The sequence below is a fragment of the Pseudomonas sp. LS1212 genome (assembly GCF_024741815.1).
Taxonomy (GTDB): domain Bacteria; phylum Pseudomonadota; class Gammaproteobacteria; order Pseudomonadales; family Pseudomonadaceae; genus Aquipseudomonas.
The window spans coordinates 1,421,177-1,435,398 of record NZ_CP102951.1; the positions used below are offsets into that span (position 1 = coordinate 1,421,177).

18 protein-coding genes are annotated in these 14,222 nt (G+C 63.4%); 11 read left to right on the top strand and 7 right to left on the bottom strand.

The features are described from left to right. Positions 1-47 precede the first annotated feature (47 nt). From NVV94_RS06610 to NVV94_RS06620, 3 genes are all read left to right on the top strand, one after another. Positions 48-980: a D-2-hydroxyacid dehydrogenase gene (locus tag NVV94_RS06610; RefSeq protein WP_258446422.1), complete on the top strand. Its 933-nt coding sequence runs from the start codon at positions 48-50 to the stop codon at positions 978-980. A gap of 107 nt (positions 981-1,087) precedes the next feature. Next, positions 1,088-1,537, top strand: coding sequence for a YcgN family cysteine cluster protein (locus NVV94_RS06615; RefSeq protein WP_258446423.1), 450 nt, complete (start codon positions 1,088-1,090; stop codon positions 1,535-1,537). A gap of 51 nt (positions 1,538-1,588) precedes the next feature. Continuing rightward, positions 1,589-2,815 carry a hypothetical protein gene (locus NVV94_RS06620; RefSeq protein ID WP_258446424.1) on the top strand — a complete coding sequence of 409 codons (1,227 nt, stop codon included), beginning with the start codon at positions 1,589-1,591 and terminating at the stop codon, positions 2,813-2,815. 67 nt (positions 2,816-2,882) lie between these two features. Here NVV94_RS06620 and NVV94_RS06625 read toward each other — a convergent pair whose 3' ends face one another. The 4 genes from NVV94_RS06625 to NVV94_RS06640 all read right to left on the bottom strand — a co-directional run bounded on the left by NVV94_RS06625 (position 2,883) and on the right by NVV94_RS06640 (position 4,932). Then, positions 2,883-3,212: a DUF2892 domain-containing protein gene (locus tag NVV94_RS06625; protein ID WP_258446425.1), complete on the bottom strand. Its 330-nt coding sequence runs from the start codon at positions 3,210-3,212 to the stop codon at positions 2,883-2,885. Positions 3,213-3,288: 76 nt separating this feature from the next. Next, a complete protein-coding gene (locus tag NVV94_RS06630; protein ID WP_258446426.1) occupies positions 3,289-3,759 on the bottom strand; it encodes an RNA methyltransferase in 471 nt (156 codons plus the stop codon). A gap of 59 nt (positions 3,760-3,818) precedes the next feature. Continuing rightward, a complete protein-coding gene (locus NVV94_RS06635) occupies positions 3,819-4,193 on the bottom strand; it encodes a YajD family HNH nuclease (RefSeq protein ID WP_258446427.1) in 375 nt (124 codons plus the stop codon). A gap of 52 nt (positions 4,194-4,245) precedes the next feature. Beyond that, positions 4,246-4,932, bottom strand: a complete 687-nt coding sequence (locus NVV94_RS06640; protein ID WP_258446428.1) for a spermidine synthase — start codon at positions 4,930-4,932, stop codon at positions 4,246-4,248. 92 nt (positions 4,933-5,024) lie between these two features. Between NVV94_RS06640 and NVV94_RS06645 the strand changes: the two genes are divergently transcribed. After that, entirely contained in the window at positions 5,025-5,312 is a 288-nt protein-coding gene (locus NVV94_RS06645; RefSeq protein ID WP_258446429.1) for a hypothetical protein, read from the top strand. Between the two features lie 115 nt (positions 5,313-5,427). On the opposite strand, the gene NVV94_RS06650 is transcribed toward NVV94_RS06645, so the two are convergent. Beyond that, positions 5,428-7,485: a S9 family peptidase gene (locus NVV94_RS06650; protein WP_258446430.1), complete on the bottom strand. Its 2,058-nt coding sequence runs from the start codon at positions 7,483-7,485 to the stop codon at positions 5,428-5,430. Positions 7,486-7,617: 132 nt separating this feature from the next. Here NVV94_RS06650 and NVV94_RS06655 point away from each other — a divergent pair, with 132 nt between their 5' ends. From NVV94_RS06655 to NVV94_RS06685, 7 genes are all read left to right on the top strand, one after another. Further along, positions 7,618-8,115 (top strand): MFS transporter, encoded by a 498-nt coding sequence (locus NVV94_RS06655; protein ID WP_258446431.1) that lies wholly within the window; start codon positions 7,618-7,620, stop codon positions 8,113-8,115. 29 nt (positions 8,116-8,144) lie between these two features. Next, positions 8,145-8,921 carry a class II glutamine amidotransferase gene (locus NVV94_RS06660; protein WP_258446432.1) on the top strand — a complete coding sequence of 259 codons (777 nt, stop codon included), beginning with the start codon at positions 8,145-8,147 and terminating at the stop codon, positions 8,919-8,921. A gap of 11 nt (positions 8,922-8,932) precedes the next feature. After that, the gene (locus tag NVV94_RS06665) at positions 8,933-9,457 is read left to right on the top strand and encodes a DUF2937 family protein (protein WP_258446433.1); all 525 of its coding nucleotides are present in this window, start codon (positions 8,933-8,935) and stop codon (positions 9,455-9,457) included. Positions 9,458-9,549: 92 nt separating this feature from the next. Beyond that, positions 9,550-10,302, top strand: a complete 753-nt coding sequence (locus tag NVV94_RS06670) for a 5-oxoprolinase subunit PxpA (RefSeq protein WP_258446434.1) — start codon at positions 9,550-9,552, stop codon at positions 10,300-10,302. After that, positions 10,299-11,003: a 5-oxoprolinase subunit PxpB gene (gene pxpB / locus NVV94_RS06675; RefSeq protein WP_258446435.1), complete on the top strand. Its 705-nt coding sequence runs from the start codon at positions 10,299-10,301 to the stop codon at positions 11,001-11,003. Before NVV94_RS06670 ends, pxpB begins: the two co-directional genes overlap by 4 nt. Next, a complete protein-coding gene (locus tag NVV94_RS06680; RefSeq protein ID WP_258446436.1) occupies positions 11,000-11,917 on the top strand; it encodes a biotin-dependent carboxyltransferase family protein in 918 nt (305 codons plus the stop codon). The genes pxpB and NVV94_RS06680 overlap by 4 nt, the downstream gene beginning before the upstream one ends. Beyond that, positions 11,880-12,047: a hypothetical protein gene (locus NVV94_RS06685; RefSeq protein WP_258446437.1), complete on the top strand. Its 168-nt coding sequence runs from the start codon at positions 11,880-11,882 to the stop codon at positions 12,045-12,047. The genes NVV94_RS06680 and NVV94_RS06685 overlap by 38 nt, the downstream gene beginning before the upstream one ends. 10 nt (positions 12,048-12,057) lie before the next feature. Here the strand turns inward: NVV94_RS06685 and NVV94_RS06690 are convergent, their stop codons facing one another. Together NVV94_RS06690 and NVV94_RS06695 are read right to left on the bottom strand one after the other, a co-directional pair. Further along, complete coding sequence (locus NVV94_RS06690; RefSeq protein WP_258446438.1) at positions 12,058-13,236, bottom strand: VWA domain-containing protein; 1,179 nt, start codon at positions 13,234-13,236, stop codon at positions 12,058-12,060. A gap of 30 nt (positions 13,237-13,266) precedes the next feature. Beyond that, entirely contained in the window at positions 13,267-14,112 is an 846-nt protein-coding gene (locus tag NVV94_RS06695) for a MoxR family ATPase (RefSeq protein WP_258446439.1), read from the bottom strand. Between the last annotated feature and the right edge of the window lie 110 nt (positions 14,113-14,222).

Genomic DNA, 14,222 nt, shown 5'->3' on the forward strand with positions numbered 1-14,222 from the left:
ATTCCCGCTGCCGGCCGCAGGTTTGAATTTGAAAGGTTTTATCAATCATGCGCGTTCTGATCGCAGAACAGGATTACGCCCTCTACGCCCAACTGCTGCGTGAGGCCGTCCCGGACCTTGAGGTCCTGACCAGTGGCGACTCGGCCGAGCTGGCCGCCCTGGCCGCCGATTGCCCGGTCTGGCTGGGCCAGCCCGATCTTTTGGCGACCCTGCTGCGCCAGGGTCATCAACCCCAGTGGCTGCAATCGACTTGGGCCGGTATCACGCCGTTGCTCGCCGAGGGTGTGCCGCGCCATTACCGCCTGACGCGCGCCGTTGGCATTTTTGGTCAAGTGATGGCCGAGTACGTGCTGACCTATATGCTCGGGCATGAGCGTGAAGTCCTGCCGCGGCTGGTCAGCCAGGTCGAGCGCAAGTGGGACAACCGCCCAGGCCGGAGCCTGGCCGGGCGCAAGGTGTTGATTGTCGGCGCCGGTGATATTGGCCAGAGCGTTGCCGAGTTTCTGCAGCCGTTCGGCGTGAAGCTGTACGGCGTTGCCAGCCAGGCGCGCAACCAGGCACCGTTCATCGAAGTGGCTGCCCTGGAAGATCTGGGGCGCCTGGTCGGTGAAGCCGATTACGTGATCAATCTGCTGCCCAATACGGCGGCAACCCAGGACCTGTATGACGCGGCCCTGTTCGCACGCTTCAATCCCAATGCGTTGTTCATCAACGCCGGGCGCGGTGTGGCGGTGGTCGATGCCGACCTGGTCGAGGCCTTGAAGCAGGGGCACCTGGCCGGTGCGGTGATCGACGTCTGTCGTCAGGAGCCGCTGCCACAGCGCCATCCGTTCTGGACCGCCTGGGGCTTGTTGTTGACCGGGCACAGTTCGGCGCCGACCTCGCCGCCGGCCATGGTGCAGTTGTTCGTCGACAACCTGCGGGCGTATCAGGCAGGCCAGGCATTGCGTGGCGAAGTGGATTTCCAGCGCGGCTATTGAGAGGGGAGCGGCCCGTGACGCCCGGTGACGGGCCCCACCGCCCCGGCACACTAGACTGACGGCCTTTTTTGCTTGCATCGCTTTTATCGAAACAGGACACCCGTACCATGGCGGCTAAAGTCGAACCCTTCTGGATGCGCAAGACCCTCGAGCAACTCGACCAGGGGGAATGGGAGTCGCTGTGTGACGGCTGTGGTTTGTGCTGCCTGCAAAAGCTCGAAGATGAAGACGACAATACGGTCTATTACACGCGCATCGCCTGCAAGCTGCTGGACCTCAAGACCTGCCAGTGCAGCGATTACGGCAATCGCCGCGCCGTGGTGCCCGATTGCATCCAACTCACGCCGGGCCAGGCCGATCAGTTCAAATGGCTGCCGCCCACCTGTGGCTATCGCCTGGTCAGCGAGGGGCAGGACTTGCCGCTCTGGCACCACCTGGTCTGTGGCGATCGCGAGCAGGTGCACAAGCAGCGGATCTCCCAATCCGGGCGCATGCTCAGCGAGAACAACGTGGCTGAAGATGACTGGGAAGACTATCTGATTTTTCGTGCGGGTTGAGCGCCCGGGGGTTGATGGGCACTGCCACGGGTTGGGTTGAACGGAGTCTGTATGCGTGTGTGTGGCCGACTGGGGTTGGCGTTTTTACTGCTGGTGCTGGGTACGTCGTCGTGGGCGGCGAAAAAGGTCGATCTGGATTACCGCGTTCGCCTGCTGCCGCAGAGCGACCAGGCCGAGGTTCAATTGACCCTGGCACAGGGCGCGGCGGTGCGCAGCCTGGATTTCGACCTGGGCGAGCAGGGTACCTACAGTGATTTCAAGGCCGACGGCAGCTGGCAGTTGCAGGCCGATGCCAGGCGTGGCCAGTGGCATCCGGCAGAGGGCAAGGCCAGCTTGAGCTACCGGGTGCGCATCAGCCGCGCGCACAAGTCCGGCAGCTTCGACAGTCGCATCACCCCGGCCTGGGCATTGTTTCGGGGCGATGACCTGGTGCCGCCGGCGCGTCTCGACCAGCAGGACGGCACCGAATTGGTGGCGCGCCTGACCTTCGAGCTGCCGGCCGGCTGGAAAAGTGTCGAGACCGCCTGGCCGCGCATCGGCAAGCAGCGCTTTCGCATCGACAACGTATCAAGGCTGTTCGACCGCCCGACCGGCTGGATGCTCGCCGGCACCATCGGCAGCCGCCGCACCCGGCTGGGCGAGACCGAAGTCACCGTCGCCGCGCCCCAGGCCCAGGGCATGCGGCGGATGGATGTCCTGACCCTGATGACCTTCGTCTGGCCGCAATTGCAGTCGGTATTCGCGCGTACGCCAGCGAAACTGCTGATTGTCGGTGCCGGCGATCCGATGTGGCGCGGGGCCCAGGGGGCGCACAATTCGATCTTCCTGCACAGTGCGCGGCCGCTTGTCAGCGAAAGCGGTTCCAGCCCGCTGGTGCGCGAGCTGGTGCATGTGTTCGGACGTATACAGGGCAGCGAGCGCAGTGACTGGATCGACAAGGGCCTTGCCGAGTACTACGCCATCGAGCTGGTTCGTCGCGCCGGCGGCATGAGCGAGGAGCGCTACCAGAGCCTGCAAGCGGGCTTGACCAAGGCCGGTCACAAGGTCACCAGCCTGCGCGGCGAGCGCATCAATCAGGCGACGATTGCCCGTGCGGTGTTGTTGCTGCAGGACCTGGACCGCGAAATTCGCCTGAAGACCCACAACAAGCGCTCGCTGGACGATGTTACCCAGGCGTTGATGCGGTTGGGCAAGGTCGGTACTCCCGAGTTCATCCAGCTCAGCGAAAGCGTGATTGGAGAGCCTTCGCGGGTGTTGGAGAGCAAGTTGTTGCAATAGCGGTGAACCGGGAATCCCTGCGGCCGCTGCGACGCTCGGGCGCGTAGCGGCCGCAAAAAGCCCAAGGTCACCGCTTGTTCAGCGCATCCTCATCGGCCTTGAGCGCCTTCAACTCATCACCCGCACGCTCGATCCGCGCACGAACATTGTCGATATCCCGGCGCCCCCTCTCCAGCAAGCTCTTGGCCGAACTGTGCCCGGTAATGCCACGCACCAGTGCGACGCCACCAATGGCAACCTGAATCATCCCGAACAGCCCGCCGCGTCGCAGGCCCTTGCCGACCATGATCACGCCACCGGCAACGGAGCCGGCGCGTTCCCAGCCCTGGACGTTGTGCTCGGGTTTGCTCTGCAAGGGGGTGGATTCGATAAGTGCTGCATGCTTGCTGTCGCTCATGATCGTTCTCCTGGCGGGCGTTGATATTAAGCTGACTGCCGGCACGCCGGGCTGTTCCCTCGGCGTGCGCACTTTCTCACTTGAATTTTGGGCCGGAGCGGGTGTTGTTGCCCTTGGCCATACGATCGTACAGCACCACATTGACCGTGGCTGCCAGGTTCATGCAGCCGGTGGTGGGGATGTAGATGGTGTCTTCGCACCAGTCGCGCACGCTTTGGTCCAGCGAGCCGTCTTCGGGGCCGAAGATATAGATCGCGCGATCAGGGTGCGTGTATTCGGGCAACGGGCGGGCGCCATCGACCAGTTCGACCGCAACGGGCGTGCAGCCCAGCGGGATGATCTTCTGCAGATCGTCGATGCCGATCAGCGGAATGTCATAATGGATACGCTTGGTATCGGTGACGAAGTCGCGGGCGCGTTCATAGCGTTTACCGGTGTAGAACACCGAATTGACGCCGTAGCAGCCTGCAGCACGCATCACCGAGCCGACGTTCTCCGGTGATTTGGGGTTATACAAACCAATGCAGCTGTACCGTTTGTTTGCCACGAGCCGGTGCCTTCACGAAAAAACCGCGATTATAGAGCTTGCCGGCACGTGGTGGTCGGTCAATCGTCTTTCTTCATCAACCCGGCCAGGGCTGCGAAGGGATTGTGCGTTGCCTTGGCGATTTTCGGGGTGCTGAGCGAGCCTTCGGCGTAGTACTGCTGGTCGGTGTAGCGCGAGTGTTCGTTGTCGTGGCAATACAGGCAGAGCAACTCCCAGTTGGAGCCGTCCTGGGGGTTGTTGTCGTGGTTGTGGTCACGATGGTGCACGGTCAGTTCGCTCAGGCGCTTGCCGGAAAACTCACGGGCACAGCGGCCGCACACATGCGGGTACATCTTCAGCGCCTTGTCGCGATAGCCCATCTCACGGTCACGCTGGGCGTCGGCCAGGATGCGGTCCAGCTTGGCGGTATTGGAAGGGGGTGTTGCCGAACTCATGGGTTCACCTTTATTGGCTTGGTACGGTTATAAGGCCAGTTTAGCGCGTTGCTCAGCCTTTGAGTTTTTCCGCGATCCAGATGGTATGGCGGGTGCCCTTGTTGCCGTGGGCGAACACCTGCACTTCTTCGGCCTTGAAGCCGGCCTTGCGCAGTTTCTCGGAAAACTGCCGGTCGGCGCTGGCCGACCAGACCGCCAGCACGCCCTTGGGCCGCAAGGCGCGGGCGCAGGCATTGAGGCCGCCGGCGCAATAGAGCCAGCTGTTGGCTTTCTGGGTCAGGCCTTCGGGGCCATTGTCGACGTCGAGCATGATCGCGTCGAAGCCTTGCGGCTCGGCCTGCAGGACCTTGGCCACATCCTCCTGACGAATGGTCGTGCGCGGGTCCAGCAGTGGCCGACCGGATTTTTCGCCCAGCGGCCCGCGGTTCCATTCGACCACCCCCGGCACCAGCTCGGCGACCACCACCTCGGCAGTCTTGCCCAGGTGCTTGAGCGCCGAGGCCAGGGTAAAGCCCATGCCCAGGCCGCCGATCAGCACCCTTGAGCCGGGCCTGCCGGCCACCTTGCGGCAGGGGATCTCGGCCAGGGCGTCTTCGGAGCCGTGCATGCGGGTATTCATCAATTGCCCGCCATCGCCGCCCTGGATCTTGATGACGAAATCCTCGCCATACTCGAACAGGCACAGGGCACCGCCGTTTTCGGGAATCGGGGTGGTGTCGAGCAGCACAAAACGTTTCATGGATTTCTCATTGGGGGAGGGCAAGTTTGCCGCGTTGGGAGTAGCCTGAAGCAGACACTGTTCGTCTGGCGACGGAGCCATTGGAGCCATTGATGAAGCGTTCGATTGTATCGGTGATTGTCGTTGCCGTGCTCGCTCTAACGACAGCGCAGATGCTGGACCGGCCACCCCCTCCCAGAACCGGCCCGGCCCCGGGTGCGCCCGGGACGCCAACCCCCACGCCTTATCCGCAGGTCGTGGCACCGACGGTGCCCAGGGCCGGCAGCATCGATCGTGGGTCGCCACTGTTGCCGCCGATCAAGGTGCCGGTGCCGCCCAGGGACCAGCCATTGCCTGGGTTGGAGCCGCGCAAGGAGAAACCCGGGGTTCCAGGGGGGTAGTCAGGACCCCATCGCTGGCAAGCCAGCTCCCACAGGGTTTATGCCAGGCCAAATACTAATGTGCACCGGTAATCCTCTGTGGGAGCTGGCTTGCCAGCGATGCGATCTATAGGGCTTACACCACTCCCAACACCTTGAACACAAACCCATACTCCAGCGCCACATCGCGCAACCCCTGGTACCGCCCGCTCATGCCGCCATGCCCGGCACCCAATTCGGTCTTGAGCAACAACAAGTTGTCATCCGTCTTGTGGGCACGCAGTTTCGCCACCCACTTGGCCGCCTCCCAGTACTGCACGCGGCTGTCGTTGTAACCGGCAACCACCAGCAGCGCCGGGTAGGCCTGGGCGCTGACGTTCTCATAGGGCGCATAGGCCTTGATCCGCTCATAAACGGACGGGTCTTGCGGGTTGCCCCACTCGTCGTACTCGGTCACGGTCAACGGCAGCTCGGGGTCGAGCATGGTGTTGAGCACGTCGACGAACGGCACTTCGGCGATGGCGGCCTTGAACAGCTCCGGGCGCTGGTTGAGCACCGCGCCGATCAACAGGCCACCGGCACTGCCGCCACTGATGGCCAGTTGCGCGGGGCTGGTCACGCCAGCCTCGATCAAGTGCTCGGCACAGGCGATGAAGTCGCTGAAGGTGTTGTGCTTGTGTTCCTGCTTGCCCGCCCGGTACCAGGCTTCGCCCAGTTCGCCGCCACCACGTACATGGGCGATGGCAAACGCCACCCCACGCTCGAGCAGGCTCAGGCGGGCGTGGGAGAACCACGGGTCGAGGCTCTCGCCGTAAGCGCCATACCCGTACAAGTAGAGGGGCACCGGCTTGCCCAGGTCCTCGCGGCGGCTCACCAGGCTGATCGGCACCCGGGTGCCATCGGCGGCGGTGGCCCAGAGGCGCTGGCTGACATAAGCGTCGGCGTCGAACGGGCCGAGCACCGGGGTTTCCTTCAAGACTTTCTGCTCACCGCAGGCCAGGGTCAGCTGCCGTACCTGGGCTGGACGGTTGAGCGATTCATAGCGCAAGCGAACGAACTTGCTGGCGAATTCCAGGCTGTCCTGCACATACAGGCTGTAGGCAGCGTCCGGCAGTTGCACGCGATAGTGCGGCAGGCCCTGGGGATGCACCTCGATGACCGGCAGGCCACCTTCGCGCAGGCTCAGGGTCAGCGCCGAGGCGTTGAGGCTGATGCCTTCGAGCATTACGTCGTCGCGGTGGGCGATCAAGGGCTGCCAGCGCTCGCGGGTCGGTACCTCCTGCCCCTGTTCGGGCGCCTGGAACAGGGCGAAGTTGATGCCGTCCTGGTTGCTGCGGATAAACCACGTCCAGACGCCGTCGAGCTGGCCGTGGTCGGGAAAGTACTCGTGGTTCTCGACCCGCGGCGCCAGGCAGGCGAAGGGCTTTTCCGGATGGTCGGCATCCAGCACCCAGGCTTCGCTGGTGGTCTTGCTGTTGAGCAGGAGGACCAGCTGCCGCTCGGAGCTGGACCGGTAGCAATGCAGGAAAAAGCGCCCATCGGGCTCGTGGAACACCTTTTCGACGGCCGTGCCGCCCAGGTGGTGGCGGTACAGCTTGTGCGGGCGATGGGTCTCATCCAGTTCGGCGAAGAACAGTGTCTGGCTGTCGTTGGCCCAGGTCATGCTGCCGTCGCAGTCTTCGAACGGCAGCTCGCGGATCACGCCGCTGGCCAGTTCTTTCACGTACAGGCGGTAAACCTCGTCACCGCTGGTGTCGAGGCTGTAGGCCAGGCGCTTGTGGTCCGGGCTGATATTGAATGCGCCCAGGGACAGAAAGCCGCCGGCGGCCAGGGCATTGGGGTCGAGCAGCAGTTCTTCCTGGCTTTCATCGACGGTGAGCGAATCGTCGGCCGGGCGCGGGCAGCGGTAGTGCCGAGGGTATTCGTCGCCAGCGGTGGTGCGGGTGAAATACATGTAGGGACCCCAGGGCGAGGCCAGTGACAGGTCGGTTTCACGGATCCGCGCCTTGATCTCCTGGAACAGCTGCTCACGCAGTTCTGCCTGGTCGGCCAGTTGCGACTCCTGGTAGTGGTTTTCTGCCTTGAGGTAGTCGAGCACTTCATTGCTGTCGCGCGCTTGCAGCCAGGCATAGGGGTCGGCACCGTCGGCCAGGTGGGCAATCGGGGCGCTGGAAGCGGTGGCTGTTGAGGACATGCGAAGCTCTCTTTTTGCTGAAGGTAACCGCTGTGCCCGGTGGCCGCCCGGAGGCTGGCAATACTTGGGGGCGCCTGCGCGGCGAAAAGTCGTTATCATAAGCGCCTATTTGCCTACCTTGCCACGGACGCCATGACCGAGAACGATTATCTGCTCGCCTGGGGCCTCTACGCCTTTGCCGCCCTGGGCTGCCTGCTGGTGTGGTGCCTGTTGACCCGCTGGATGTGGCGCTGGCTGCGCGAGCCGCTGCGGCTGCTGGTGGCGGTCCTGTTGCTGACGCCCACCATCATTGACCCGGTCAAGGAAAAGTTTGCTCCGGCCGTGGCCATCTCTGCGCTCGATCTGCTGTTCAAAGTGGGCAACAACGCCTGGCGGGCGATCTCCGACCTTTTCATGTACGGCATCATGGTCTTTGCGCTGTATGCGGTCTTTGCGCTTGTGCGTTGGGTGATGGAAAAGCGTGCCAGGGCACGTCGCGCGCTGGCCGATGCCGCAGCCGCGCAGCAGGATGCCTATGAACCGCCTTCACCGGATGAGCCATTTGCCGCCGACAGCAACGACCGTTACGGGCGCAAGCCGCCTGCACCCCCGGCTCCCGGTGGTCGCCTGCGGGTTGAACCACGTTTGTAGTCCCCGCCGCCTGACGCGAGAGTTTGAGCATGTGTGAACTACTGGGCATGAGCGCCAACGTGCCGACCGATATCGTTTTCAGCTTTACCGGGCTGATGCAGCGTGGCGGTCGTACCGGCCCCCACCGCGATGGCTGGGGCATCGGCTTCTACGAGGGGCGCGGCCTGCGCCTGTTCCAGGACCCGGCCGCCAGCAGCGAGTCGGAAGTCGCGCAGCTGGTACAGCGTTATCCGATCAAGAGCGAAGTGGTCATCGGCCACATTCGCCAGGCCAATGTCGGCAAGGTCAGCCTGGCCAATACCCATCCATTTGTCCGCGAACTGTGGGGGCGCAACTGGTGTTTCGCCCACAACGGCCAGTTGGCCGGGCATGAGCCTGCGGCCGGTTTTTATCGGCCGGTGGGCGATACCGACAGCGAAGCGGCCTTCTGTGATCTGCTCAATCGGGTTCGCGAAGCGTTCCCGGAACCGGTCGACATCGACCGGTTGCTGCCCGTACTGGAAGCCGCCTGCAGCGAATATCGCGCCAAGGGCGTGTTCAACTGCCTGCTCAGCGACGGCGACTGGCTCTTTTGCTATTGCTCGACCAAGCTTGTGCACATCACCCGCCGGGCGCCGTTCGGCCCTGCGCGCTTGAAGGACGTCGATGTGATCGTCGATTTCCAGGCCGAAACCACGCCCAATGACGTGGTCACGGTGATCGCCACCGAACCCTTGACCGAAAACGAAACCTGGAACCGCTACGAGCCCGGCCAATGGGGCCTGTGGCGTCGCGGCGAGTGTGTCAGCCAAGGCCGGACTGAATAGGGAAACCTGTAATGCTGCGAAGCTACCTGCGATTGGTGTTGTTCGCCCTCGGCTTGCTGGTGGGCGTGCAAGTGCCCGGGGTGATCAACGATTACAGCCAGCGCGTCGAAGCCCACCTGAGCGAAGCACGGCAGGGCCTCAAGGGGTTCAACGAGACGGCCGAGCGCTTCTTCGACGGTGACCTGCAAGCCCTGGTAGCGCACTATCGGGCCAGCACCGACCCGGTGTTTCGCAGCGACGCCGACAGCATTGCCAGCCTGCTTGGCCGCAATCAGTTGCTCGAGTCGGAATGGCAGGCGCTGCAAGGCCCCTGGTATGCCCGCGCCTTGCACGTGATTGCCGCGGCCGACCCGCAATTGCGCGAAGAAACCCTCAAAGGCTACAGCTACCAGATCCTGCTGGCGCCCGAGGCGATTGCCTGGGGCCTGGCCTGCGCGCTGCTCCTGGCCTTGGTCGTGGAAAGCCTGTTGCTGCTGGTCGGTTGGGTTGTGCTGGGTGGTCGACGCAAGCCTCTGCCCGAGCGTAGCGGGCGCTAGCTGGACTGCGGCCTTGCCGGCATAGTGTTACAGCCGGCCCAGCCGTTATGATGGGTGGCAAGTCCCTCAGCCTGCACTCAGGAGCAGTGATCGTGAGCCGCCTGTTATTGAATTGCGACATGGGTGAAAGTTTCGGCAGTTGGACCATGGGCCTGGATGCCCAGGTCATGCCCTTTATCGACTGCGCCAACATTGCCTGCGGTTTCCACGCCGGTGACCCGGGCATCATGCGCAAAACCGTCAGCCTGGCATTGGCGCACGATGTGATGATCGGTGCGCATCCTGCCTACCCGGACCTGGTCGGTTTCGGGCGCCGCTCGATGGCCTGCACCACGCAGGAAATCGAAGACCTGCTGCACTACCAGATCGGTGCGCTCGACGGCATCTGCCGGGCCCAGGGTGGACGGGTGCGTTACGTCAAACCCCATGGTGCGCTGTACAACGACATGATGGCCGATGCCGAGAAGCTACGCGCCGTGATCAAGGCGGTGGCTGCCTACGATCGGCAATTGCCATTGATGCTCATGGCCACCCGCGACAACAGCGCAGCAAAGGCCCTGGGCGATGAATACGGCCTGACGCTGTGGTTCGAGGCCTTTGCCGACCGGGCCTACGACGCGGCCGGGCGCTTGGTTTCGCGGCAGCTGCCGGGGGCCGTGCACCACGCCCTGGAAGTCATCGTCGAGCAGGCGCTGCGCCTGGCTGCCGGCAAGGCCCTGACGGCCAGCGATGGCAGTGAGTTGCTGCTGGCGGCCGATACCCTGTGCGTGCATGGCGACAACGCCAGCTCGGTCGCTGCGGTGCAGCGCATTCGTGAAACCCTCCAACGGCAGTCCGCGTCATGAAGGTGCGGATAGAGGTGGTAGCCATCGATTGCCTGATGGTGCGCCTGTTCGATGCCATCGACGAAGCCAACATGCCCTGGATGCTCGCTGCCGGCCAACGGCTGCGCACCGGGTTCGGCGAGGGGCTGGTCGATCTGGTGCCGTCCTACACGACGCTGATGGTGCATTACGACCTGGCCCGTTTTTCGCCACGTGCCGCCCGTGAATGTATCGCCGAGGCGCTGACCGACTTGCAGCCCGATACCGGCAGCGCCGGGCGATGCCACGATATTGCGGTGTGGTACGACCTGAGCGTCGGCCCGGAACTGGCGCTGTTGGCGCAGCGCAGCGGCGAATCGATCGAGCAGGTGGTCCGTCGGCACTGTGGGCGCGAGTATCAGGTGTTCGCGCTGGGTTTCGCGCCGGGCTTTGCCTTCATGGGCCTGGTCGACGAACAGCTCGCAGCGCCTCGGTTGGCTACCCCGCGCAAGCGCGTCGCCGTTGGCAGCGTGGGCATCGCCGAGCGCCAGACCGCTGCCTACCCGGCCGTATCGCCCGGTGGCTGGAACCTGATCGGGCGCACGCCAGACAAACTCTTCGATCGCCAGCGTGAAGGTTACAGCCTGCTGCAACCGGGTGATCGGGTGCGCTTCGTGCCCATCAGCCATAACGAATTCATCAGCCTGGGCGGCGACGATACGCCCTTGGAGGGCCAGGCATGAGCCAGCTTTCGATTGAAGCCAGCACGCCCCTGTGCCTGCTGCAGGATGCCGGGCGTTTCGGCGTGCGCCACCTGGGCGTGACCCAGGGCGGCGCGCTGGATTGGGTATCGATGTCCTGGGCCAACTGGCTGCTGGGCAATGCCCTGGATGCCGCAGTCGTGGAAGTGACCCTGGGTGGCCTGATGCTGGTGGCCCAACAGGATTGCGTATTGGCCCTGGCCGGCGCCGATCTGGGGGCAACGCTCGATGGCCAGCCGCTGGCGCCGTGGCGCAGCTTTGCCATGGGCCGGGGGCAACGCCTGCAGTTCACTCAGCCGGTGTTGGGCGCACGCGCCTACCTGGCGGCCCCCGGCGGTTTCGACGCGCCGCAGGTGCTGGGCAGTTGTGCCAGTGTGGTGCGTGAAGAACTGGGCGGGCTCGATGGCTTCGGCAAGGCCTTGGCCAAGGGGCAGTCATTGAGTTATTCAGGGCAGGCGCCGAGCGTTCGGGTCTTGCCGCACGTTTTGATTCCGGACTTGGCGGCCAGCCAGCCGCTGGACGTGGTGCTGGGTGCGCAGATCGGTGATTTCGGCGGGCAAAGCCTGTTCGATGCGTTCAACGCCAAGTGGACCCTCGACACCCGCGCCGATCGCATGGGCATTCGCCTGCTGGGGCCCGAGTTGAAGTACCTGGGCAAGCCGATGATCTCCGAAGGCATCCCCTTGGGCGCGATCCAGGTTCCGCCGGATGGGCAGCCCATTGTGCTGCTCAACGATCGGCAGACCATTGGCGGCTATCCGCGGTTGGGGGCGTTGACGCCATTGGCGTTGGCGCGGCTGGCGCAGTGTTTGCCGGGGGCGGTGGTCAGGTTGAACCCGGTGGTGCAGGAGACGGCGCATGAGCAGCAGCAGACGTTCATGCAACGTTACCGCTGACGCCTCGCAAACCGTAGCCGCTGCCGAAGGCTGCGCTCGCGCCCGTCAGGGCGCGCAGGATCTCGAAATCGCCGGGGGCCTGGCGGCCCCAGCGCAGCCTGACGGCAGCGGCTACAGTCGATCGCCGTAGCCACCGCGAGTTACTTCGACAAAAACCGCATCCCTTCCTCCAACCCACGCAAGGTCAGCGGATACATCTGGTCCTCGATCAAGTCACGCACGATGTTGGTCGAGGCGGTGTAGTTCCAGGTGTCCTTGGGGTACGGGTTGATCCAGATGAGCTTTTTGAATTTCTCCCTGAAGCGCTGCATCCACACATAACCCGGCTCTTCGTTCCAGTGCTCGACGCTGCCGCCGGCCTGGGTGATTTCGTAGGGCGCCATGGCGGCGTCGCCGACGAAGATCACCTTGTAGTCGGCGCCGTACTTGTGCAGCAGGTCATGGGTCGCCGTGCGTTCGGAGGTGCGGCGCAGGTTGTTCTTCCACACCGACTCATACACGAAGTTGTGGAAGTAGTAGTACTCCAGGTGCTTGAATTCGGTCTTGCAAGCCGAGAACAGTTCTTCGCAGATCTTCACGTGGGCATCCATCGAGCCGCCGATATCGAACAGCAACAGTAGCTTGACGGTGTTGCGCCGCTCCGGACGCATCTGGATGTTCAACAGGCCGGCATCGCGGGCGGTATGGTCGATGGTGCCGTCGATATCCAGCTCTTCGGCCGCGCCCTGGCGCGCGAACTTGCGCAGGCGGCGCAAGGCGACCTTGATGTTGCGCGTGCCCAGCTCGACCTGGTCGTCGAGGTTCTTGTACTCGCGCTGGTCCCAGACCTTGACGGCCTTGCCCTGGCGCTTGCCGGCATCGCCCACGCGAATGCCCTCGGGGTTGAAACCGCCGGAGCCGAACGGGCTGGTGCCACCGGTGCCGATCCACTTGTTGCCGCCGGCATGGCGTTCCTTCTGTTCTTCCAGGCGCTTCTTGAACTCTTCGATCAGTTTGTCCAGGCCGCCGAGGGACTGGATCTGCGCGCGCTCTTCATCGCTGAGCGAGCGCTCGAACTCCTTGCGCAGCCAGTCCTCGGGGATCAGCGCCTGCAAGTGGTCGTCGAGCTTTTCAAGCCCGTTGAAATAGGCCGCGAACGCCCGGTCGAACTTGTCGAAGTGACGTTCGTCCTTCACCAGGATGGCCCGGGACAAGTAGTAGAACTCGTCCATGTCGGCGAAGGTCACGCGCTGCTTGAGCGCGTTGATAAGGTCGAGCAGCTCGCGTACCGAGACCGGCACCCTGGCTGCGCGCATTTCATTGAACAGGTTGAGCAGCATGGCTGTCGCCCTTTGATCCAGGTGGAATGATCAGCGATTGCCGCGACGGCTCATGAACGCCAGGCGCTCGAGCAATTGCACGTCCTGCTCGTTCTTGACCAGGGCGCCGGCCAGCGGCGGAATGGCCTTGGTCGGATCGCGTTCGCGCAATACCGCTTCGCCGATGTTGTCGGCCATCAGCAGCTTGAGCCAGTCGACCAGCTCGGAGGTCGAAGGCTTTTTCTTCAGGCCAGGCACCTTGCGTACGTCGAAGAACACATCAAGGGCTTCGCTGACCAGCTCATTCTTGATGTCCGGGTAGTGCACATCGACGATCTGTTGCATCGTGGTGCGGTCCGGGAAGGCGATGTAATGGAAGAAGCAACGACGCAGGAAGGCGTCCGGCAGCTCTTTCTCGTTATTGGAGGTGATGATGATGATCGGGCGCTGCCTGGCCTTGATCGTCTCATTGGTCTCGTAAACGTAGAACTCCATCTTGTCCAGCTCCTGCAACAGGTCGTTGGGGAACTCGATGTCGGCCTTGTCGATTTCGTCGATCAGCAGGATGACCCGTTCTTCAGCCTCGAACGCTTCCCACAGCTTGCCCTTTTTCAGGTAGTTGCGCACATCGTGCACTTTGTCCACGCCCAGCTGCGAGTCGCGCAGACGGCTGACCGCGTCGTACTCGTAGAGGCCCTGGTGGGCCTTGGTGGTGGACTTGATGTGCCAGGTGATCAGCTTGACGCCGAAAGACTCGGCCAGTTGCTCGGCCAGCATGGTCTTGCCGGTGCCGGGCTCGCCTTTGACCAGCAAGGGCCGCTCCAGGGTGATCGCTGCGTTGACCGCGAGCTTGAGGTCGTTTGTAGCGACGTATGCGCTGGTGCCTTCGAACTTCATCTGCCAATCCTCGAACGTGTCGCCAGGCGGTTTGCTGCCGGCGGAATTTAAAATTGTGCACGACTATAACGCGGGCTCTGGTCGACTGTGAACGCAGACGCCCCATTCAG